Raw genomic sequence first — 21,268 nt, 5'->3', positions numbered from 1 at the left:
GCGTTCAAGCGGATTGATCAGAGGATATTGAGTTGGGTCTTGAGGGTGTTGCGCGGCGGATTGATCGAGGAGTTGCTGTATTCAAAGCCGCCGGGGCCTGCGACGTTCAGGTCGAACACATAGATGTAACCGATCAGTTGGCCTGCGCCATTGCACGCCTGGCTGATATTGCCGACCTGGCACACCGCCGTGCGCTGAGCATTGAGCACCGCGCCGTTGAAGCGCCCGACCGGGTTGTTGCCCAGGCCCACTTCCATCACCGAGACCTTGGTGGGCCCACGGTGCGTGCACATCTGGGTGGTGGTCACGCGGTCCGGGATGCTTTCGGTGCAGCGCGCCGACTCGACCTTGAACACCCGCACCTCGCTCAAAGCCGGTGCAGCGGCGCCCCACGCCGGTGCTGCACCGAGCCACAGGCCAATAAAGGGGAACAGCGCTAGACTCCACGCGTTGGCTTTTTTCATGCTGTCGACTACCCGCTATCAAACGTCGCCGCAGTATGCCTCAAGGCCACGCGCCACACAGCCTCGGCTGCTGGTATGATGCGCCGCTTTTTCCGATCCTCTCTGAAACCACAGGCGCTTGGCGCAGTTTGTGCTTTGACTTAGAGGTCAACAAATAACGACGCAAGATAGCGTCACAGGGAGCCGGCATGCTGGAAAAGCTGTTTCAACTCAAAGCCCACAACACCAACGTGCGCACCGAGATTCTTGCGGGGATCACCACGTTCCTGGCGATGGCCTACATCCTGTTCGTGAACCCGAGCATTCTGGGCGAGACCGGCATGGACAAGGGCGCGGTATTCGTCGCGACCTGCCTGGCCGCCGCCATCGGTTCGACCGTGATGGGCCTGATCGCCAACTACCCGATTGCGCTCGCACCGGGCATGGGCCTGAACGCCTTCTTCACCTACACCGTGGTGCTGCACATGGGTCACACCTGGCAAGTGGCGCTGGGCGCGGTCTTCATCTCGGCGGTGCTGTTCTTCCTGCTGTCGATCTTCCGCATCCGTGAGTGGATCATCAACAGCATCCCCCTGCCGCTGCGCTCGGCGATTGCCGCCGGTATCGGCCTGTTCCTCGCGCTGATTGCCCTGCATAACGCCGGGATCGTAGTCGCCAACCCGGCCACCCTGATTGGCATGGGTGACCTCAAGCAACCCGCCCCCATCCTCGCTACCCTGGGCTTCGTGCTGATCGTGGCGCTGGAAGCCCTGGCCGTGCGCGGTGCGGTGCTGATCGGCATTCTGGCGGTGACCATCGTGTCGATCCTGCTCGGCATTACCCCGTTCGGCGGCGTGACCTCGATGCCGCCGTCCCTGGCCCCGACCTTCCTGCAACTGGACATCAAGGGCGCGCTGGATATCGGCCTGGTCAGTGTGATCTTCGCCTTCCTGTTCGTTGACCTGTTCGACAACTCCGGCACCCTGATCGGCGTCGCCAAGCGCGCCGGTCTGATGGGCAAGGACGGCCACATGCCAAAAATGGGCCGTGCGCTGATCGCCGACAGCACCGCGGCCATGGCCGGCTCCCTGCTGGGCACCTCGACCACCACCAGCTACATCGAATCCGCTGCGGGCGTGAGCGCCGGTGGCCGTACCGGCCTGACCGCCATCGTGGTCGCCATTCTGTTCCTGCTGGCGCTGTTCTTCTCGCCGCTGGCCGCCAGCGTTCCCGCCTTCGCCACCGCGCCGGCGCTGCTGTTCGTGGCGGTGCTGATGACCCAGGGCCTGGCTGAAATCGACTGGGACGACATTACCGTGGCAGCGCCGGTGGTGATCACCGCCCTGGCGATGCCCTTCACTTACTCCATCGCCAACGGCATCGCCTTCGGTTTCATCGCCTGGACCGCCATCAAGCTGCTTTCGGGCCGCTACCGTGAGCTGAACCCGGCGCTGGTGATTCTGTCGATTCTGTTTGTGATCAAGCTGGGCTGGTTCAACGCATGACTTTTGACGCCGCACGCTACACTGCGCAACTGCAGGACAAGGTCACGCGCCTGCGTGACCTGTTGGCACCGTTCGACGCGCCCGAGCCGCAGGTCTTCGACTCGCCGTTACAGCACTTTCGCCTGCGCGCCGAGTTCCGCCTGTGGCGCGAAGACGGCGAGCGTCATTACGCGATGTTCTCCCAGGACGACAAGCGCACGCCGATCCTGATCGAAGACTTCCCGATTGCCAGCCAGCGCATCAACCAGTTGATGCCGCAGCTCAAGGCCGCCTGGCAAGCCAGCGCCGCCCTGAGTCACAAGCTGTTCCAGGTGGAGTTCCTCACCACCCTGGCCGGCGATGCGATGATCACCCTGTGCTATCACCGCCCGCTGGACGAACACTGGCACACGGCAGCGAACACGCTTGCGGCTGATCTGGGCGTGAGCATCATCGGCCGCTCCAAGGGCAAGCGAGATGTTATCGGCCACGACTACGTGGTGGAGAAACTCGACGTCGGCGGGCGCACCTTCAGCTACCGCCAACCCGAAGGCGCCTTCACCCAGCCCAACGGCACGGTGAACCAGAAGATGCTCAACTGGGCGTTCGAGGCATTGGGCGAGCGCCCGGATGACTTGCTGGAGCTGTACTGCGGCAACGGCAACTTCACCCTGCCGTTGGCCACGCGCGTGCGCAAGGTACTGGCGACCGAGATCAGCAAGACCTCGGTGAATGCGGCGCTGAGCAACCTCGATGAAAACGCGGTGAATAACGTCACGCTGGTGCGTCTCTCTGCCGAGGAACTCACCCAGGCGCTGAACGAAGTTCGCCCGTTCCGTCGCCTGCACGGCGTCGACTTGAAAAGCTACGAATTCGGCAGCGTATTCGTCGACCCGCCACGCGCCGGCATGGACCCGGACACCTGCGAACTGACCCGACGCTTCGACAACATCCTCTACATCTCCTGCAACCCCGAGACGCTGGCGGCGAACATTGCGCAACTGCATGACACGCACCGCATTACCCGGTGCGCCCTGTTTGACCAGTTTCCGTGGACGCATCACATGGAGTCCGGGGTGTTGCTGAGTCGTCGTTGATCCAGACGTCTACAGCGTCATGCGTCAGTGGAGTCTCCGGTGTCCGGCGCTTTTTTGGGGGGCCGGCCACCCTTCTTGCCATTGGCGCGAGCGGCGGCGGATTTGGCCGCGCTGCTCTTGCGACCGTTGCGTGACGCCACCAGGCTCGTCGCCAGATCCATCAGAGGCTGGCTTGTGGCGATCAAGCCGGTGATCGACACATCAAGGTCCTGAGGCTCGCAGCACAGTGCCTTGCCGCCAAAGCCGACTTCCAACTGCTGGAAATCCTCCTGGGAAAACCCTTCGAACTCCGCAAGACCGGCTACAGGCAATACGACACGGCTGCCGTCGCTGAAGCCGATGGAGATACAGCCGTCTTCATAGCGCACGTCGATCGCATTGGCGTACAGACGCTTGAGCTTGCGCCCTCGTGCTATTGCCTTGTCGATATCTGCATCAGTGAGAGGTACATAAGGTGTGACTTTGGCCTTCACGATTTTCATAAATCAATCCCCACACAATTGGGCGCTCTTACCAGATTCAAAATTGTTCGTTGCTTTACAACATCGTGCCAGGCGCTTGCGATGACATGGACACCGCGTCGAATGACCAACCCCGGAACCAGTTCACTCGCGTCCAAATCCCAGGAATGGTTCTCCAGGCAAACCGTTTGCAGTTTTTCCCACCAAATCCTGCGCGCCCGAGCCAGATAGTGCCGCTGCGTTATTGCCTCGCCTATTTCATTCAAAAGCGCTTTGGAAGGTCGTCTGCGTTCGGGATCCACGTCCCACAGATCCACGCCCCCGTTCAGAAAGCTGAAGCGAAAGCGCGCATCCCAGTCCTTGCCCCTGACATGCACATGCGGCGGGCAATGCTCATCCCTGATAAATACCGAAATCACATATCCTTTGTAAGCGCCTACTCTCATCGTAACCCATCCGTTAGGTTATTTTCCGCCAGGTTACGCTTCTCAGTCCGCAACCCGACAACCGGCTCCACCACTCCGAAGCTTTTTCACAGATTAGTAACAGCGCACCATTCGTCGAATGCGGCGTTGTTACCGCACATTCCAACGTCTGAAGCCACGATTAATCGTTCGATAATCGAACACACCCCGCGCCATCCATTGACCAAACTAACCAACCAGTACATTTTATCCCCACAACCAATAAGAACTGTGGAGATCCCTCAATGCCACCCATCGTGCTAGTGCTCAACGGCCCCAATCTCAACCTGCTCGGCACTCGCGAGCCCGCCACTTATGGCCATGAAACCCTGGCCGATGTCGCCGCCCTGTGCGGACGCAGTGCGCAGCAGCTCGGGCTGAAAGTCGAGTTTCGCCAGACCAACCACGAAGGCGAACTGCTCGACTGGATACACGGTGCCCGCGCCCGTTGCGCCGGAATCGTGATCAACCCCGCCGCCTGGACCCACACCTCGGTCGCCATCCGTGATGCGCTGGTGGCCAGTGAAGTGCCGGTGATCGAAGTGCATCTATCCAACGTGCATGCGCGCGAAGCCTTTCGTCATCACTCGTTCGTGTCCCCGGTCGCCAAGGCGGTGCTGGCGGGGTTTGGCAGCCATGGCTATCACCTGGCCCTGGAACATTTCAGTCACACGCTCAAAGGATGCGCCTGATGAAACCACGCGTGCTCGCCGGCCTGATCGGCGCCGGTATCCAGGCCTCCCGCACCCCGGCCCTGCATGAGCAGGAAGGTGACGCCCAGGGCTTGCGCTACCTGTATCGCCTGATCGACCTGGAACCGTTACAACTGACCGTCAGCGCCCTGCCCGACCTGCTGCGCGCCGCAGAGTCGATGCAGTTCACCGGTTTGAACATTACCTACCCGTGCAAACAGGCGATCCTGCCGTTGCTGGATGACTTATCGGACGAAGCGCGCGGCATCGGCGCGGTAAACACCGTGGTGTTCAAGGACGGCAAACGCATCGGCCACAACACCGACTGCCTGGGCTTTGCCGAAGGCTTTCGACGCAACCTCAATGATGTGCCGCGTCAGCGCGTGGTGCAGATGGGCGCCGGCGGTGCCGGGGCGGCGGTTGCCCATGCGTTGCTGGCCGAGGGTGTGCAGCAGTTGAGCATTTTCGACGTGGACGCCGCCCGCTCGCGCGAGCTTGTGGATAACTTGACCTTGCGCTTCGGCACGGGTCGCGCCGAGGTCGGCAGCCAATTGGACAACGCCATGGCCGAGGCCGATGGCCTGGTGAACACCACGCCGATGGGCATGGCCAAAATGCCCGGCACGCCGGTGCACGCAGCGCTGTTACGCGCGCAACTGTGGGTCGCGGAAATCGTGTACTTCCCGCTGGAAACCCAGCTGCTGCGCGATGCCCGTGCCCTGGGTTGCCGCACGTTGGATGGTGGCAATATGGCGGTGTTTCAGGCGGTGAAAGCGTTTGAATTGTTCAGTGGCGAGGTGGCGGATGCGCAAAGAATGCTTGCGCACTTCCAGACCATGAACACCTGAAAATGTGGCAGACCGCGAGCGGGCTTATTGTGGCGAGCGGGCTTGCCCCGCGTTGGGGTGCGAAGCGCCCCCCATCGAGCAAAACGCGGTGTACCTGATACGGCTCAGCGTCTGGTTTTGGGGCTGCTGCGCAGCCCAACGCGGGGCAAGCCCGCTCGCCACAGGCGTGTGGCTGCCTGAAACTCCAGGCTAAAATCGACACGTTATTTTGTGTTTGATAAGCGGGGAGCCTGCCTCCTCCCACATGGATTGCATTTCAAAACGCGTAATCAAGCCTGCAGGTAACGCAACACCGACTCACAGATCATCTCGCGGTGCCGCTGTTTAATCGCCTCATCCGACAGTTCGATCTGAAAGATCTCACTGAAGGTATGACGGTTGGACACCCGGTAAAAGCTGAACGAGTTGATCAGCAAGTGCACGTCCAAAGGCTCCAGCCCCTCGCGAAACAATCCCAGCTCGGCACCACGGCGCAGGGTTTCCCCCAGCCCCTCGAGGATCTTGCTGTTCATCGCCTTGATCGTGTCCGTGCGTTTCACATACTCGGCATTGTGGATATTTTCGATGCTGACGATGCGCACAAAATCCACATTCTGATCATGGTGATCGAAGGTGAATTCCACCAGCCGCCGGATCGCTTCGCGCGGCTCCAGGGCGGTGAGGTTCATGCGGGTTTCGGTGTTGCGGATGTCGCCGTAGAGCTTTTCCAGCACCTCGACGTACAACTGCTCCTTGCTGCCGAAATAGTAGTAGATCATGCGCTTGGACGTGTGGATGCGCTCGGCGATGGCGTCCACGCGGGCGCCGGACAGGCCCTGCTGAACAAATTCGACGATGGCTTCCTGGAGAATATTCTCCCGGGTCTTTTCCGGATTGTTCTTGCGACTCTTGCGCGGTGCGTCTGACACGGCGGAGAGATCGGGAGTCAGGGTCATGGTGCGCTCATGGCGGTGTGTTATGCAGGCTGCGATTATGGGCCGCGGCGCTTGCCGAAGGAAGCACCTGGCCCGGTATCACAAACGCGCCTGACGAACCGCGCCGCTGCGCGACTTGGCCATCGCCGCCAGACGCACCGCCACGTTCGCCGCGCCATAGCCGGCGTAGCCATTCTTGCGCTGCAGGATCTCGAAGAAAAACCGCCCCTCGAACGGTTCGGTGTACACGTGAAACAGCTCACCCCCCTGGGCATCGCGGTCGTACAGCACGTTGTAATACGCCAGCTCGCTGAGGAACTCGTCGTCGAAATCAAACCGGGCGGCAAGGTCGTCATAGTAATTGAGCGGGATATCCAGCAGCGGCACCCCGGCGTCCTTGGCTCGGCGCACCTCGGCGAAAATATCCGCGCAGTCGAAGGCAATGTGGTGCACACCCGAGCCGCGATAGCTCGACAGTGCGTGGGAAATGGCCGTGTTGCGGTTCTCGGAGATATTCAGCGGCAGGCGAATCGAGCTGCAGCGGCTGCGCAGCGCGCGGCTTTTCACCAGCCCGTAAGGGTCAGGCAGCACCACTTCGTCATCGGCCTCGAAGTCGAGCAGGCTCTTGTAGAACAGCACCCAGCTGTCGAGGCTGTCGGCCGGCAGCGCCATGGCCATATGGTCGATGCGCAGCAGCCCGCCGCTGACGGAAGGCGCCGACTGCAGGTTGAAATCGGTGTCGTACAGGCCACCTTCGCTGGGGTCCACCAGGTAGATCAGGCTGCCATCCGGCGCACGCACGGCAGCCAGTTCCAGTTCATTGGGCCCGACCAGCCCGCGATAGGGCTGGCCCTTGAAGGCCACGGCACGTTGCAGCGCCTTGGCGCTGTCCTTGACCCGAATCGCCGTGGCACACAACGACGGCCCATGGGCCTCGAAGAAGTTGTGGGCGAAGGAGTAGGGTTCGCAATTGAGGATCAGGTTGATATCGCCCTGACGCAGCAGGCTCACATTTTTCGAGCGGTGCTGCCCGGCCCTGGCAAAACCCAGGCGTTCCAGCCAATGGGTGAGTTTGGCGCCGAGGCTTTCATCCACGGCGAATTCGAGGAACTCAATGCCGTCGTACTCGCTGGCGGCAGGCGTTTCAAAGAGGATATCGACCGGCGCGGCAGGTGCTTGCTCGGCCAGGCGCTGACGGGTTTTCTCTTCCAGGTACAGCAGCGAGCGCAGGCCGTCGGCCGCATTCGCGCGCGTGGGGGCGGCCCGAAAACCATCGTTGAAGATTTCCAGGGACAGCGGCCCGCTGTAGCCGCTCTGGATGATCGGCGCAAGAAACCCCGCGAGGTCGAACTCACCCTGACCCGGGAAGCAGCGGAAATGCCGGCTCCACTCCAGCACATCCATCGCCAGGATCGGCGCGTCGGCCATTTGCACAAAGAAGATCTTGTCGCCCGGTATCTGGGCAATGCCACTTGGGTCGCCTTTGAGCGACAGCGTATGGAAACTGTCGAGCAACACGCCCAGGGCGGGATGATCGACCTGGCGCACCAGGTTCCACACCTGCTGCCAGGTATTCACATGCTTGCCCCAGGCCAGCGCTTCGTAGCCAATGCGCACGCCACGACGACCGGCGTGTTCGGCCAAAAGGCTGAGGTCATCGAGCAGGATGCGTTCATCGCCCACGCAATCGGCCGAGGCGTTGCTGCATACCAGCACCAGGTCGGTGCCCAGTTCCTGCATCAAGTCGAACTTGCGTTCGGCGCGCTCCAGGTTGCGCGCCAGGCGGTCGCGGCGGCAGCCTTCAAAGTCGCGAAACGGCTGGAACAACGTGATGGCAATTCCGAGGTCGGCGCACATTTGTCTAACTTCGCGCGGACTCCCGTCGTAATACAACAGGTCGTTCTCGAAGATCTCAACCCCATCAAAACCGGCGGCGGCAATGGCTTCGAGCTTTTCCGGCAGGGTGCCGCTCAAGGAAACGGTAGCGATGGATCGTTGCATGGAGTTCTCCCGGCACGTGTTGTTTGTGGCAAATTATTCGCCCCCAGCCTACACGCAGCAATCATAATGTACGAACCGGTTAGTTTTTGGTGCGATTATCGAACACTAGCCGATTTGGCGAATTGACGATTTTTTAACCGCTGCGCACCATCGATCTCGTAAGAAAAGACCCAGAACACACCATAAAAATTTCAAAAAAACGGGTACGACCTCATGCCTTTGCAAAACCCTACCCTGGCCACGCGCCCGGGCACCCCGCACGCCGGCATCGGCGACAAGATCCGCGGCGCCCTGGCCGTGGGTAAAACTCGCTGGGGCATGCTGGCCCTGGTGTTCTTCGCCACCACGCTCAACTACATCGACCGCGCCGCCCTGGGCGTGATGCAACCGATCCTCGCCAAGGAAATGAGCTGGACGGCGATGGACTACGCCAACATCAACTTCTGGTTTCAGGTGGGCTACGCCATCGGCTTCGTGCTGCAGGGCCGCTTGATCGACCGAGTGGGTGTGAAGCGCGTGTTCTTCTGCGCCGTGCTGTTGTGGAGCCTGGCCACCGGCGCGCACGGCCTGGCCACCTCGGCAGTAGGCTTTATGGTGTGCCGCTTTATCCTGGGCCTGACCGAAGCCGCCAACTACCCGGCCTGCGTCAAGACCACCCGTCTGTGGTTCCCGGCCGGTGAACGCGCAGTGGCCACCGGTATCTTCAACGCCGGCACCAACGTCGGCGCCATGATGACGCCGATGCTGCTGCCGTTGATCCTGCACGTGTGGGGCTGGCAGGCGGCGTTCCTGTGCATGGCGTCGCTGGGCGCGCTGTGGCTGGTGTTCTGGGGTTTGAAGTACTACAACCCGGAAGATCATCCGAGCGTTAAACAATCGGAACTGGACTACGTGCAGCGGGAAGTCGAGCCGGAACAACCGGGCGTTCCGTTCAGCCGCATCCTGCGCATGCGCGGCACCTGGGCCTTCGCCATCGCCTACGCCCTGACCGCCCCGGTGTTCTGGTTCTACCTGTATTGGCTGCCGCCGTTCCTGAACCAGCAATACAACCTGGGCATCAACGTGACGCAGATGGGCATCCCGCTGATCATCATCTACCTCACCGCCGACTTCGGCAGCGTGGGCGGCGGTATCCTGTCGTCGTTCCTGATCGGCCGTGGCATGAACTCGATCAAGGCACGGCTGCTGTCGATGCTGCTGTTCGCCTGCTGCATCGTCGGCGTGATCATGGCGGCCGGCTCCAGCCAGCTGTGGGTCGCGGTGTTTGCCATCTCCCTGGCCATCGGCGCGCACCAGGCCTGGACCGCCAACATCTGGAGCCTGGTGATGGACTACACGCCCAAGCACATGATGAGCACGGTGTTCGGGTTCGGCGGGATGTGCGCGGCCATCGGCGGCATGTTCATGACCCAGATCGTCGGCCACATCCTCACGGTGACCAACAACAACTACACGGTGCTGTTCACCCTGATCCCGGCGATGTACTTCATTGCGCTGACCTGGATGTACTTCATGGCCCCGCGCAAGATCCCGACGGTAGACGTGTAACTCAACGACGCCGCTGCTGCCAGGCAGCGGCCAGCCCGCTCATGCAGATCACCCCGATGCCGACCACCGTGGTCATGTCGGGGGTATGACTGAACACCAGCCAGCCCAACAACCCCGCAAACACGATCTGGCAATAGCCGAACGGCGCCAGCAAGGCCGGCGCCGCGAAGCGGAACGCCTGGGTCAACATCAAGTGGGCAGTCATGCCGCAGGTGCCCAGTGCCAGCATCATCACCCCATGCCACAGGCTCGGCACATGCCAGAAGAACGGCACCATCGCACTCATCACCAGGGTGTTGCACAGCCCGGCGAAAAAGTTGCTGGTGGTGGGCGTGTCGTATTGGCTGAGGATGCGCGTGAGCAACTGGTAGAAGCAGAAGAACAGCGCCGAGCACAACGGCAGCAGCACCGCCGGGGTAAACAGCTCGCCGCCGGGATGGATGATGATCACCACGCCGATGAACCCGCAGATCACCGCCAGCCACTGGCCCCGCGTAACGTGCTCGCCCAGCAGCGGCACCGACAGCGCGGTCACCAGGATGGGCGCGAGGAAGTTCACCGCCGTGGCTTCCGCCAGCGGGATGTAATGCAGCGCCGTGGTGAAAAACAGGCTGGTGCCCAGCAGGCACAATGCTCGCACCACCTGCATGCCGGGGCGTTTGCTGCGCAGTACGCGCAGGCCCGACTGCGGCAGGAAAATCCCGGCCATCAGCAAGGTGTGCACCATGTAGCGCGCCCACACCACCATCACGATCGGGTAGAACCCGGCGAGGTATTTGGACAGCGCGTCGTGGCTGGAGAACAGGAACGTCGCCACCACAATCAACAGGATGCCTTTGAACGGATGGTTGACGCCGGAAAGCGGGGTACTGACAGTCATTGAATTCTCTTGGGTGGCGAGTTAAACGCGATGGCACTCAACCGAATAATCTAGCAGCCGGGCGTGGGTCTGCCCTCAGAGCATAACCAAACACCGGACGAACAGCGCACTAAATCACCGGGTTTGGGTCCAACCCTGCACGTTCACTGCCGTATTGCACATTTTTTAACCAAGGCCTGCCTGCCATGAAAAAAACCTTGTTCCTGCTCTCCACCCTGGCCTTGCTCGCCGCCTGTAACCATGAGGACAAGGCACCGGCCAAACCTGCGCCGCCCTCGGTGCAGGCGACCCTGGTGCCGCCCACCCCGCCCACCGACCAATGGGTAGGCAAATGGATCGGCGTCGAAGGCCTGAACCTCACCATCGCCAAGGACGACGCCATTGGCCGTGGGCACTACATCCTGACCATGCAATACGGCCTGGATGCCGAGGACGCCGGCACCTTCAAGGGTGAAGAAGCCGACGACGGTATCGCCTTCACCCGCCCGGACGGCCCGCAGATGCTGCGCGCCGGGGACGGTGAGGCCACGGGTCTTAAATGGCTGGCGGATAAAAAAGACTGCCTGATCGTCGCCACCGGCGAAGGCTATTGCCGCCAATAAGGCCATACTTCATCAATATTTTTGTAGGACCTTTCATCAAGAGGATTGCACCATGCTATGGAAAAAAGGCCGACGCAGCGACAACGTGGTGGATGCCCGGGATGACAGTGGCGGCGGCGGTGGCGGCATGCGCTTCGGCGGCGGCAAGGGCCTGAGCCTCACGGCGATTGTGCTGATCGTCGGCATTGGCTGGCTGACCGGCCAGAACCCGATGCAGATCCTCAGCGAGCTGACCGGCCAGGCCGAGCAAGCGCCTTCGGTGAGCCCGCAAACGCGCCAGGCACCACCGGCCAACGACGAGCAGGCTGATTTTGTGCGCGCCGTGCTGGGCGACACCGAAGACACCTGGGGCCAGGTGTTCAAGGAAAACGGCCTGACCTACACCAACCCGAAACTGATTCTGTTCCGTGGCCGGGTGAATTCCGCCTGCGGTGGGGCCACCTCGGCCAGCGGCCCGTTCTACTGCCCGGCCGACCAGCAGGTGTACCTGGACCTGGATTTCTTCCGGGAAATGTCACAACGTTTCCAGGCCGCCGGCGACTTCGCCCAGGCCTACGTGATCGCCCACGAAGTCGGCCATCACGTGCAGACGCTGCTCGGCATCTCGGCCAAGATTCAGACCGCCCGCCAGCAGGGCCGTCCGATGGAAGGCGACGGTGGCCTGCTGGTTCGCCAGGAGCTGCAAGCCGACTGCTTTGCCGGGGTATGGGCCAACCGTGCGCAAAAGCGCCTGAACTGGCTGGAACCGGGCGATATCGAAGAAGCGCTGAATGCCGCCAACGCGATTGGCGATGACCGCTTGCAGCAACAGGGTCAGGGCCGCGTGGTGCCTGACTCGTTTACCCACGGCACCTCGGCACAGCGGGTTCGCTGGTTCAAGACCGGCTTCGCAGGTGGCCAGATCACTCAATGCGACACCTTTGCGGCCAAGAGTCTCTAAATGAACAAACGATGGGGTGTGTTGCTGGGTCTGCTCGTGTGCTGTTCAACCCTGGCGGCCGAACACGGCGTCAAGGAGGTCAGCCCTGACCGCTTTCACCTGCAGGCCGGCGACCTGAGCCTGGGCTTGAGCCAGGACTGGCGCCAGCCGATGCCCCAGGTCACGCGGGCGCTGATCATCGTGCATGGTCGCCTGCGCAACGCGCAGACCTACCTGCACAGCGGGGTCGATGCCGCCCGCCAGGCCGGCGTCGGCGCTGAAACGCTGGTGATCGCGCCGCAGTTTCTCAACCAGGCGGACGTGAAGCGCAATCACCTGAGCGATCAGTTGCTGCGCTGGCATGGCAATGACTGGATGGGCGGCGCATCGTCCACCGGCCCGGGCCAGATCAGCTCGTTTGCTGCGCTGGACCAGATCATCAAGCACCTGGGCGACCGCAAACTGTTCCCGGCGCTGAAACAGATCGTGGTCGCCGGCCACTCCGGCGGCGGCCAGGTGGTGCAGCGCTTCGCCCTCACCGGCCAGGCTCACCCGACCCTGCAAACCGAAGGCATCAGCCTGCGTTACGTGGTGGCCAACCCCTCATCCTATGCGTACTTCAGCCCGCAACGCCCGGTGAAGTTCGACGCCGCCCGCTGCCCGGGCTTCAACGACTGGAAATACGGCATGCAAAACCTGCCCGACTACGCCAAGGGCCAGGGGCCCCAGCAGTTGGAACAGGCCTACGTGTCGCGGGATATCACCTACCTGCTGGGTCAGCAGGACACCGACCCCAACCATCCGGCGCTGGATAAAAGCTGCGAAGCTGAAACCCAGGGCGCGTATCGGTTGATTCGTGGGCACAACTATTTTGACTACCTCAAGCTGCGTCATCCGCAGTTGAGCCACAGGCTGGTGGAAGTGCCGGGTGTGGGGCATGACGGCGACAGGATGTTCACCTCGCCGGAGGGCCAGAAAGCCCTGTTCAACTGACGAAGCCGGATAAACATGTGGGAGGGGGCTTGCTCCCTCCCACCTTTTGATTTCTATTGACTGGCCTGAATCATCCGGCGCAACGCCGTGCAATCCTCGGCATGCCAATCAGCCAGCTCCGGCCACGGGTTCTCCGGCAGGTTCACCAACACCGTCCGCGTTCCCGCCGCCCTTCCGCAATCCAGGTCGAAGCGGTAATCCCCCACCATCACCATCTCGCCCGGTGCCACGCCCCAGGCGGCTGCCAGCTTCAACAATCCACCCGGTTGCGGCTTGGGCGGTGCGTCTTCACGGCCCAGCACATCCGCCACCGCAAAGCAGTCCGCCAGGCCAATCGCCGCCAGCGTGACGTGGGCCAGCTCCCGCGCGTTGCGGGTCAGGATGCCCAGGCGATAACCGCGTTGGGCCAGTTCGCGCACCAGCGCCACCGCACCCTCGGCTGCCGTCGAGGCCAGCGCCAGTTCACGCTCATGCGCCAGCAGCCAGGCATGTTTGGCCGCTGCGATATCGGCCGGCAACCCGGCCAGATGGGTGAGGATGTCGTCTTCGGGCGGTATGCCCAGGGCCACGCGAATGGCCGCAAAGTCGTGCACCGCCACGGTGAGGGTGCCGTCCATGTCGAACACCCAATGTTTAACCTCTGCCAGGCTCATGCCCAGTCCTTGCGATGACGAATCAGGCCTTCCTGAGTCACCGACGCCACCAGTTGCCCGGCGCGGTTGTACACGCTGCCCCGCGAGAACCCACGGGAATTACCGGCCCACGGGCTGTCCATGGCGTAGAGCAGCCAGTCGTCGGCGCGCAGGTCGGCGTGGAACCACAGCGCGTGGTCGAGGCTCGCGACCTGCATATCCTTTTGCCACACGGTCTTGCCATGGGGCAGCAGCGAGGTGGTCAGCAGGCCGAAGTCCGAGGCGTAGGCCAGCAGGTACTTGTGCAGCGCCGGCGCATCCGCCAGGGCGCCATCGGCGCGAAACCACACGTATTTGACCGGGTCGGACGGCTGCGGGTTAAACGGGTCGCGCTCGGTGACCGGGCGTACTTCGATGGGCTTGGGGCACAGCAGCTTGTCGCGCATGTGCTCGGGGATCAAGTGCGCGCGCTGCTGGGTCAGCTCCAGCTCCGACGGCAGGTTTTCCGGCCCCACCACGACAGGCATGGTGGTCTGGTGCTCGAAGCCTTCCTCGTCATACTGGAATGACGCACTGCAGGTGAAAATCGGGTTGCCCTTCTGGATCGCCGTCACCCGGCGCGTGCTGAAACTGCCGCCGTCACGCACGCGGTCCACCGAATACACCACCGGCAAGGCGGCATCACCTGGGCGCAGGAAATAACCGTGCAGGGAATGCACATGACGCGCTTCTTCAACGGTCTGGCTGGCGGCCGACAACGACTGGCCGAGCACCTGACCGCCGAACAACTGGCGAAAACCCAGGTCCTGGCTGCGGCCGCGAAAGAGGTTTTCCTCAATCGGTTCCAGGGTCAGCAAGTCCACCAGATCTTCCAATACTTGGCTCATAGAGCAACTCCTAAAATCTACGGGGCATTCCGGGCTGCTTATCCGTGCAGCGTGTCCAACCATTGGGCGCGGGTGATGCGATACAAAACATGTGGGCGCAGCGGGTCATCGGCTGCGACCTTGGGGTGTTCAAAATCTGCCTGGGGATCGTAATGCATACCGATGGCCTGCATGACTTTCTGCGATGGCAAATTGGCCTCGGTGGTGAAGGCGACGATTTCATCCAGCTGCAAGCGGTCGAACCCACAGCGCAGCGCGGTCCAGGCCGCCTCGCTGGCATAACCCAGCCCCCAGTGTTCGCGGGCCAGGCGCCAGCCGATTTCCAGCGCTGGGGTAAAACCTGCCTCAAAGCTGACATGCTGCAAGCCGGTAAGGCCGATGAATTCGCCGCTGTCCTTGCGCTGCAAGGCCCACAGGCCAAAGCCGAATTCAGCGAAATGGCCGCGAATACGGCCAATCAACGCGGCGCTTTCCAGGTGGCTCAAGGTGGCCGGGAAATAGCGCATAACCTGCGGGTCGGCGCACATGCGTGCAAATTCCGGCAGGTCGCTGTCGCGCCATTGGCGCATGATCAGGCGTGCGCTGTGCAGTTCGAGTATCGGCTCCATGGGTCCCCTCCCTTGCCATGTGCGAGAGTGTACAGCGCTGGTAAGATCCTTCGCAGGTTCCCGTCAGAAAATCCCATGCCTTTGCCATTGATCTACCACGATGACTACAGCCCTGAGTTCCCGGCAGACCACCGGTTTCCCATGGACAAGTTTCGCCTGCTGCGCGACCACCTGGTGTCCACCGGGCTGACCGAAGACAGCCGTCTGCTGCGACCAGAGTTGTGCTCGCCGCAGATTCTGGCCCTGGCCCACGAACCTGGCTACATCGCACGCTACATGAGCGGTGAACTGTCCCGCGAAGACCAGCGCCGCCTCGGCCTGCCCTGGAGCGAAGCCCTGGCCAGGCGTACCGTGCGTGCGGTCGGCGGTTCCCTGCTCGCCGCCGAACAAGCCCTCGATCACGGCCTGGCCTGCCACCTGGCCGGCGGCACCCACCACGCCCATTACGATTACCCGGCGGGCTTCTGCATCTTCAACGACCTGGCGGTAATCAGCCATTACCTGCTGGCCAGCGGCCGGGTCAACCGCGTGCTGATCTTCGACTGTGACGTGCACCAGGGCGACGGCACCGCACGCATTCTCCACGACACGCCGGACGCCATCACCGTGTCGCTGCACTGCGAAAAGAACTTCCCCGCGCGCAAGGCCCAAAGCGACTGGGACATTCCGCTGCCCATGGGCATGGGCGACGCCGATTACCTCAAGGTGGTCGACGATGCGCTCAACTACCTGCTGCCGCTGTACCAGCCCGACCTGGTGCTGTACGACGCCGGCGTGGATGTGCACAAGGACGACGCCCTCGGCTACCTCAAGCTGACAGACTCAGGCGTCGCCGCCCGCGATGAAGCCGTCATGCGCCACTGCCTGGGCCGCGACATTCCGGTAATGGGCGTGATCGGCGGCGGCTACAGCAAGGACCGCCCGGCCCTCGCGCGCCGCCACGGCATCCTGCACCACAGCGCGCAGCGGGTGTGGGTGTCATCAGGGTGTCACTGAACGCTGGGCGTTACCCACAATGGCTGTGGAACGGCCTGTGGATAACTTGAGCGTAAGCGCCTGTAGGCATTTATCCGTAAGGCCTGCAGGAAAGTGTATGTTTTTTGATCAGGCAGCCGGCGTCGCGTCCGGTAGAATGCCCGGCTTATTCACAGCACCGTAGCCCTGCCCATGCCTCAGACCCCACCTCACCACGTCACCCTCATCGGCGGCGGCCCAGCAGGGCTGATGGCCGCCGAAGTCCTGAGCCAGGCCGGCGTGCGCGTGGACCTGTACGACGGCATGCCCTCGGTGGGACGCAAATTCCTGCTGGCGGGGGTGGGCGGCATGAACATCACCCACTCCGAAGCGTACCCGGCGTTCGTGGCTCGCTATGCCGAACGCGCGCCGCACCTGGCGCCGTTGCTGCGTGAGTTTGGTGCCGAGGCATTGTGCGAATGGATCCATGGCCTGGGCATCCAGACCTTTATCGGCACCTCCGGCCGCGTATTTCCTACCGACATGAAAGCCGCGCCGCTGCTGCGCGCCTGGCTCAAGCGCCTGCGCGACCAGGGCGTGGTTATCCACACCCGGCATCGTTGGCTGGGCTGGAACAGTGAGGGCGATTTACTTATCCACAGCCCGGACGGCGAGAAGGCCGTGCGCAGTGATGCCGTGCTGCTGGCCCTGGGCGGCGGCAGCTGGTCACGCCTGGGTTCCGATGGCGCCTGGCTCAAGTTGCTGGAAGACAAAGGCGTGCCCTATGTTCGTCTGCAACCGAGCAACTGCGGGTTTGAGGTGTCGGCCTGGAGCGAATTGATGGTCAGCAAATTCGCCGGCGCGCCGTTGAAGAATGTCGCCATCGGGCTGGGCGACGACAAGCCCCGGCTGGGCGAGTGCGTGATCACCGCCACCGGCATCGAGGGCAGCCTGATCTATGCGCTGTCGGCGCCGATACGTGAGGCCATCAACCGTGACGGCGCGGCCACCGTGCATATTGATCTGCTGCCCAGCAAGCCGCTGCACACCGTGCAGGCCGCACTGGCCAAACCGCGCGGTTCGCGTTCGATGAGCAAGCATTTGCACAGTCAACTGGGAGTGGACGGCGTCAAGGCGGCGCTGTTGCGCGAGTTGACGCCGGCTGAGCACTTCAATGATCCCGCGCAGTTGGCGGTGGATATCAAGGCATTGCCGTTGATCCTGGTGAAGACGCGCCCCATCGATGAGGCCATCAGCACCGCAGGCGGTGTGCCGTTTGAGGCGCTGGATGAGCGCTTGATGCTCAAGCAATTGCCGGGGGTTTTCTGTGCGGGGGAGATGCTGGATTGGGAGGCGCCGACCGGGGGGTATTTGCTGACGGGGTGTTTTGCCAGTGGCAGAGCGGCTGGGCTGGGAATGCTGAACTGGCTTCAGCGCTGATCGTTGTGCTGTAGTCGGGCCCGCCATCGCTGGCAAGCCAGCTCCCACATTTTGAATGTATTCACAGATCAAAACTGTGGGAGGGGGCTTGCTCCCGATAGGGCCATCAGCAGCGCCGCAAAATCACTTCTTCTTGCGCGGCCCGGTATTGAACACCGGCACCTTGCGCACCGGCTTGATCGACGGTTCAACCGGCGCCGAGTCGCCACTCTCCACCCACTTGCCCAAATTGCGCTTGCCACCACCACCGCCAGACGCCTTGGGCTTCTTCGGCTTTTTCGGCTTCTTCACCACCTGCCCGCTGGCATCGGTGTCCGGCACGCGGTGCTCGGGTTCGAAGTCCGGCTCCATCTTGCGGGTCAGGGTCTGACGCGTGAGCATCTCGATGGCCGACAGCATGTTCACTTCATCGGCGCACACCAGGGAAATCGCTTCCCCGGTATTGCCCGCGCGCCCGGTACGGCCGATGCGGTGGATGTAATCTTCGGCAACGATCGGCAGATCGAAGTTGACCACCAGCGGCAGGTCTTCGATGTCCAGGCCACGGGCCGCCACGTCGGTGGCCACCAGAATCTGCACGTCGCTGCTCTTGAAACGGTCCAGCGCGCGCTGGCGCGTGGCCTGGGGTTTATCACCATGAATGCCGTCGGCGTTGATGCCCAACCCTTGCAGCTTATCCACCAGCGCATCCACGCCGTTGCGGGTCTTGGCGAACACCAGCACCTGCTTCCAGCGGCCCTTGCGCATCAGGTGCACAAACAGCTCGGCCTTGCGCTTCTTGTCCACCGGCACCACCCACTGCTTCACGGTGTTGGCAGCGACGTTGCGCGGGCTGACTTCAATGCTCAGCGGGTCGTTGAGCATCTGCCCGGCCAGCGTGCGAATCTCATCGGAGAAGGTCGCGGAGAACAGCAGGGTCTGACGCTTTTTCGGCAGCATGCGGTAGATGTTCGCCAGCTCTTCGGAGAAGCCCAGGTCGAGCATGCGGTCGGCTTCATCCAGCACCAGGGTTTGTAACTGGTTGAGTTTCAGCGCGTTCTGGCGGAACAGATCGATCAGGCGGCCGGGCGTGGCGACCAGAATGTCGACACCCTTGCGCAGCTTCATCATCTGCGGGTTGATGCTCACGCCGCCATACACCGCGTAGGTGGTGAGCGGCAGGTTCTGCGCGTACTCGGCAACGCTGGCGTGAACCTGCTCGGCCAGTTCGCGGGTCGGGCACAGGATCAGCGCGCGCGCCGAGTTGGCGGCAACTTTCGGCCCCTCCATCGTCAGCAATTGCAGCAGAGGCAAGGCGAAACCGGCAGTCTTACCGGTGCCGGTCTGGGCCGCTGCCATCAGGTCGCGACCGGCCAGCACCGCCGGAATGGCTTGCGCCTGCACTGGCGTCGGGGTCTGGTAGCCAAGCGTCTCAAGGGCGCGCAGCAAGGGTTCGATCAGGCCAAGGGTGGCGAAAGTCATGTGTTTACCGTAGGAAAAATTCAGCGCAAAGGCGTAATGCGCGGCAGTTTACCTTATTTCCGGTTTGGGCTTGCGCCATTGGGGCAGGCTGATCAGCAACACGGCGCTGATGATCACCAGCATCGCGAAGGCCTCCTCCAGACCGATGGTTTCACCCACGAAGACAATCCCCAACAAGACGGCGACGGCCGGGTTCACATAGGCATAGCTGGTGGCCGCCGCCGGGCGTACGTTTTTGAGCAGGTACATATAAGCGTTGAACGCGATGATCGAGCCGAATACGGTCAGGTAGGCCAGGGCCAGCCAGCCCTCCAGCGGCGGCAAGGCTTTGAGGTGCTCGCCGGACAGCGCACTGACCAGCAACAGCGCAACACCCGCCACGAGCATTTCCGCCGCACTGGCCATGGCGCCCTGGGGCAGCGACAGTTGCCGGCTCCACACCGAGCCAAACGCCCAGGAGGCCGCTGCTATCAACAGCAGCACTGCGCCCATCGGGCTCGATTGCAGTGTGCTGCCCATGTTGAGCATGGCAATGCCGATAATCCCCAGAATCACCCCCGCCCACTCCAGCCGCGTATTGCGCGCGCCCCAGAAATAGCCGCACAGCAAGGTAAACAGTGGCACCGTCGCCACGGCCAGCGCAGCCACACCGGACGACACACCCATATGCTCGGCCACACTGACGCCGCCATTGCCCACCGTGAGCAGCAAAATACCGATCATGCCGGCGGCCTTCCACTGCGGCCAGGTCGGCGCCGGCACGCCACGCCATCTGAGAAAGCCATACATCAACGCGCCCGCCGTGCAGAACCGAATCCCCGCCAGCAACAACGGCGGCCAGTATTCCACGCCAATGCGAATCACTAGGTAAGTGGAGCCCCAGATGACGTACAGCGCGAAAAAGGCAGCGATCAAGGGTAAGGGAAAGCGACGGGGGCCAGGCATGGGGCGGCTCTATGGCAGGAGAAGGGGGGCTTATTTTAGGAAGGCGGACTGTTAAACATAAGTTACAAAACCTGTTTAAACGGGCCGTACACTTTTCGGAAGGGGGTGGCTGGTCTACTGAATAGACGAGCGCTGAGCGATTAAATCGATAACCTGCCCGATCGTAGTGATGTGATCCCAGTCATCCTGAGTCGCGCGCAGTTTGAACTGCCATTTGATCTGCATGACGAAGCAAGTCAGGTCATCATCAATAATCTTGAAGTCATGGACGAAGTCGGTTTGCTCCGTCACCTGAGTTCGGTCGATGAAGCCAATGATATCGACGAATAACTGAATGACTTTTTCGCTGATATCGGCTCTGGTCAGATCACCTTCCATTTCTTGCCTCATAGGCACACTTGCCAATACTGACTAAATCAAAGATCGCCAGCCCCGCTGCAACGAAGGGAATACCTCGCCCGATAATCCCGAATACCCGAACGGTGCCAAACGTTGCTTTTGCCATTCTGGCCACCGTTGGTTGCCTGATCAATGTACGAGGAAAAAAACGCATTCCAATCAAGCTCGCCAGATTCGTCGTTTTGCTGGAACCGACGTGGACCCAGGCGCCCACGGCAATTTTGCTGATGGGTATACCTGCTGCGCCAGTGATAAGCGTTGCTGCAGTCAAGCCGTAGTGCTGCTGCGTACATTTCCATAGCTCATCAAACGTAGTGCCAGGCGCCGAAGAGTCCGAATGAATGGGCCGCACTAACTGGTAGCTGGCTCCATGGTTCCAGCCCGTTGAATCAGGCAACACCATGACTGCCGGGCAGCTTGTCATCGTGTTCCCCAAATGAAACGCCATGTTTGAGGCTGAGCCGAAATCAATGCCTTTTGATTTGAGTTCAAACATGCCCCGCATGATCGCCGTATGAAGATCGCTTTCCTGCATGACGTAGTCCTTTTACGTAAATGACAGGCGCAATGTTAGGTCGAGGCAAAGGGCGATAAAT

General features: G+C 61.8%; 23 protein-coding genes. 10 read left to right on the top strand and 13 right to left on the bottom strand.

The window, feature by feature from the left end; translation table 11 throughout:
• Nucleotides 1-17: 17 nt before the first annotated feature.
• The gene (locus LUB09_RS11275; RefSeq protein ID WP_209985037.1) at nt 18-464 is read right to left on the bottom strand and encodes a DUF4879 domain-containing protein; all 447 of its coding nucleotides are present in this window, start codon (nt 462-464) and stop codon (nt 18-20) included.
• Between the two features lie 188 nt (nt 465-652).
• Between LUB09_RS11275 and LUB09_RS11270 the strand changes: the two genes are divergently transcribed.
• Together LUB09_RS11270 and trmA are read left to right on the top strand one after the other, a co-directional pair.
• On the top strand, nt 653-1,948 hold the full coding sequence (locus LUB09_RS11270; protein ID WP_057008669.1) for an NCS2 family permease: 1,296 nt from the start codon (nt 653-655) through the stop codon (nt 1,946-1,948).
• On the top strand, nt 1,945-3,024 hold the full coding sequence (gene trmA, locus LUB09_RS11265; protein ID WP_209985044.1) for a tRNA (uridine(54)-C5)-methyltransferase TrmA: 1,080 nt from the start codon (nt 1,945-1,947) through the stop codon (nt 3,022-3,024). Before LUB09_RS11270 ends, trmA begins: the two co-directional genes overlap by 4 nt.
• 17 nt (nt 3,025-3,041) lie before the next feature.
• On the opposite strand, the gene LUB09_RS11260 is transcribed toward trmA, so the two are convergent.
• On the bottom strand, nt 3,042-3,506 hold the full coding sequence (locus tag LUB09_RS11260) for a DUF2442 domain-containing protein (RefSeq protein WP_231422594.1): 465 nt from the start codon (nt 3,504-3,506) through the stop codon (nt 3,042-3,044).
• A complete protein-coding gene (locus LUB09_RS11255) occupies nt 3,503-3,931 on the bottom strand; it encodes a DUF4160 domain-containing protein (protein WP_209985050.1) in 429 nt (142 codons plus the stop codon). Before LUB09_RS11255 ends, LUB09_RS11260 begins: the two co-directional genes overlap by 4 nt.
• Before the next feature lie 263 nt (nt 3,932-4,194).
• On the opposite strand from LUB09_RS11255, the gene aroQ reads away from it, so the two are divergent.
• Together aroQ and LUB09_RS11245 are read left to right on the top strand one after the other, a co-directional pair.
• Entirely contained in the window at nt 4,195-4,641 is a 447-nt protein-coding gene (gene aroQ / locus LUB09_RS11250; RefSeq protein ID WP_231422593.1) for a type II 3-dehydroquinate dehydratase, read from the top strand.
• Nucleotides 4,641-5,489, top strand: a complete 849-nt coding sequence (locus tag LUB09_RS11245; RefSeq protein ID WP_416195148.1) for a shikimate dehydrogenase — start codon at nt 4,641-4,643, stop codon at nt 5,487-5,489. The genes aroQ and LUB09_RS11245 overlap by 1 nt, the downstream gene beginning before the upstream one ends.
• 269 nt (nt 5,490-5,758) lie before the next feature.
• Here LUB09_RS11245 and LUB09_RS11240 read toward each other — a convergent pair whose 3' ends face one another.
• Both LUB09_RS11240 and quiC read right to left on the bottom strand, forming a co-directional pair.
• Entirely contained in the window at nt 5,759-6,424 is a 666-nt protein-coding gene (locus LUB09_RS11240; protein WP_209985056.1) for a TetR/AcrR family transcriptional regulator, read from the bottom strand.
• A gap of 78 nt (nt 6,425-6,502) precedes the next feature.
• On the bottom strand, nt 6,503-8,404 hold the full coding sequence (gene quiC, locus LUB09_RS11235; protein WP_231422592.1) for a 3-dehydroshikimate dehydratase QuiC: 1,902 nt from the start codon (nt 8,402-8,404) through the stop codon (nt 6,503-6,505).
• Between the two features lie 213 nt (nt 8,405-8,617).
• Between quiC and LUB09_RS11230 the strand changes: the two genes are divergently transcribed.
• Nucleotides 8,618-9,952, top strand: coding sequence for an MFS transporter (locus tag LUB09_RS11230; protein ID WP_231422591.1), 1,335 nt, complete (start codon nt 8,618-8,620; stop codon nt 9,950-9,952).
• A 1-nt stretch (nt 9,953) separates the two neighbouring features.
• Here the strand turns inward: LUB09_RS11230 and LUB09_RS11225 are convergent, their stop codons facing one another.
• The gene (locus LUB09_RS11225) at nt 9,954-10,832 is read right to left on the bottom strand and encodes a DMT family transporter (RefSeq protein ID WP_209985063.1); all 879 of its coding nucleotides are present in this window, start codon (nt 10,830-10,832) and stop codon (nt 9,954-9,956) included.
• Between the two features lie 185 nt (nt 10,833-11,017).
• On the opposite strand from LUB09_RS11225, the gene LUB09_RS11220 reads away from it, so the two are divergent.
• The 3 genes from LUB09_RS11220 to LUB09_RS11210 are packed head-to-tail and all read left to right on the top strand — an operon-like array spanning nt 11,018 to nt 13,346.
• The gene (locus LUB09_RS11220; RefSeq protein WP_231422590.1) at nt 11,018-11,434 is read left to right on the top strand and encodes a lipoprotein; all 417 of its coding nucleotides are present in this window, start codon (nt 11,018-11,020) and stop codon (nt 11,432-11,434) included.
• Between the two features lie 52 nt (nt 11,435-11,486).
• Nucleotides 11,487-12,374, top strand: a complete 888-nt coding sequence (gene ypfJ, locus LUB09_RS11215; protein WP_057008662.1) for a KPN_02809 family neutral zinc metallopeptidase — start codon at nt 11,487-11,489, stop codon at nt 12,372-12,374.
• A complete protein-coding gene (locus tag LUB09_RS11210) occupies nt 12,375-13,346 on the top strand; it encodes an alpha/beta hydrolase (RefSeq protein WP_231422589.1) in 972 nt (323 codons plus the stop codon). It abuts the gene before it with no gap.
• Nucleotides 13,347-13,399: 53 nt separating this feature from the next.
• Here LUB09_RS11210 and LUB09_RS11205 read toward each other — a convergent pair whose 3' ends face one another.
• Genes LUB09_RS11205 through LUB09_RS11195 form a run of 3 tightly spaced genes read right to left on the bottom strand, consistent with a single transcriptional unit; the run spans nt 13,400 to nt 15,473 of the window.
• Nucleotides 13,400-13,999, bottom strand: a complete 600-nt coding sequence (locus tag LUB09_RS11205) for an HAD family hydrolase (RefSeq protein ID WP_231422588.1) — start codon at nt 13,997-13,999, stop codon at nt 13,400-13,402.
• A complete protein-coding gene (tesB, locus tag LUB09_RS11200) occupies nt 13,996-14,865 on the bottom strand; it encodes an acyl-CoA thioesterase II (protein WP_209985074.1) in 870 nt (289 codons plus the stop codon). Before tesB ends, LUB09_RS11205 begins: the two co-directional genes overlap by 4 nt.
• A 38-nt stretch (nt 14,866-14,903) precedes the next feature.
• Entirely contained in the window at nt 14,904-15,473 is a 570-nt protein-coding gene (locus LUB09_RS11195; protein ID WP_231422587.1) for a GNAT family N-acetyltransferase, read from the bottom strand.
• 75 nt (nt 15,474-15,548) lie between these two features.
• Between LUB09_RS11195 and LUB09_RS11190 the strand changes: the two genes are divergently transcribed.
• Together LUB09_RS11190 and LUB09_RS11185 are read left to right on the top strand one after the other, a co-directional pair.
• A complete protein-coding gene (locus LUB09_RS11190; protein WP_231422586.1) occupies nt 15,549-16,469 on the top strand; it encodes a histone deacetylase family protein in 921 nt (306 codons plus the stop codon).
• 171 nt (nt 16,470-16,640) lie between these two features.
• A complete protein-coding gene (locus LUB09_RS11185) occupies nt 16,641-17,867 on the top strand; it encodes a TIGR03862 family flavoprotein (RefSeq protein ID WP_231422585.1) in 1,227 nt (408 codons plus the stop codon).
• 123 nt (nt 17,868-17,990) lie between these two features.
• On the opposite strand, the gene LUB09_RS11180 is transcribed toward LUB09_RS11185, so the two are convergent.
• The 4 genes from LUB09_RS11180 to LUB09_RS11165 all read right to left on the bottom strand — a co-directional run bounded on the left by LUB09_RS11180 (nt 17,991) and on the right by LUB09_RS11165 (nt 21,207).
• Nucleotides 17,991-19,328, bottom strand: coding sequence for a DEAD/DEAH box helicase (locus tag LUB09_RS11180; protein ID WP_209985088.1), 1,338 nt, complete (start codon nt 19,326-19,328; stop codon nt 17,991-17,993).
• Between the two features lie 48 nt (nt 19,329-19,376).
• On the bottom strand, nt 19,377-20,273 hold the full coding sequence (gene yedA / locus LUB09_RS11175) for a drug/metabolite exporter YedA (protein ID WP_209985091.1): 897 nt from the start codon (nt 20,271-20,273) through the stop codon (nt 19,377-19,379).
• A gap of 114 nt (nt 20,274-20,387) precedes the next feature.
• The gene (locus tag LUB09_RS11170; RefSeq protein ID WP_209985093.1) at nt 20,388-20,651 is read right to left on the bottom strand and encodes an acyl carrier protein; all 264 of its coding nucleotides are present in this window, start codon (nt 20,649-20,651) and stop codon (nt 20,388-20,390) included.
• Complete coding sequence (locus LUB09_RS11165; RefSeq protein WP_209985096.1) at nt 20,641-21,207, bottom strand: hypothetical protein; 567 nt, start codon at nt 21,205-21,207, stop codon at nt 20,641-20,643. Before LUB09_RS11165 ends, LUB09_RS11170 begins: the two co-directional genes overlap by 11 nt.
• Between the last annotated feature and the right edge of the window lie 61 nt (nt 21,208-21,268).

It is taken from the genome of Pseudomonas sp. Leaf59 (assembly GCF_920984685.1).
GTDB lineage: Bacteria > Pseudomonadota > Gammaproteobacteria > Pseudomonadales > Pseudomonadaceae > Aquipseudomonas.
The sequence above is the reverse complement of the archived record's forward strand: the minus strand, read 5'-3'. Positions and strand labels throughout refer to the sequence as shown.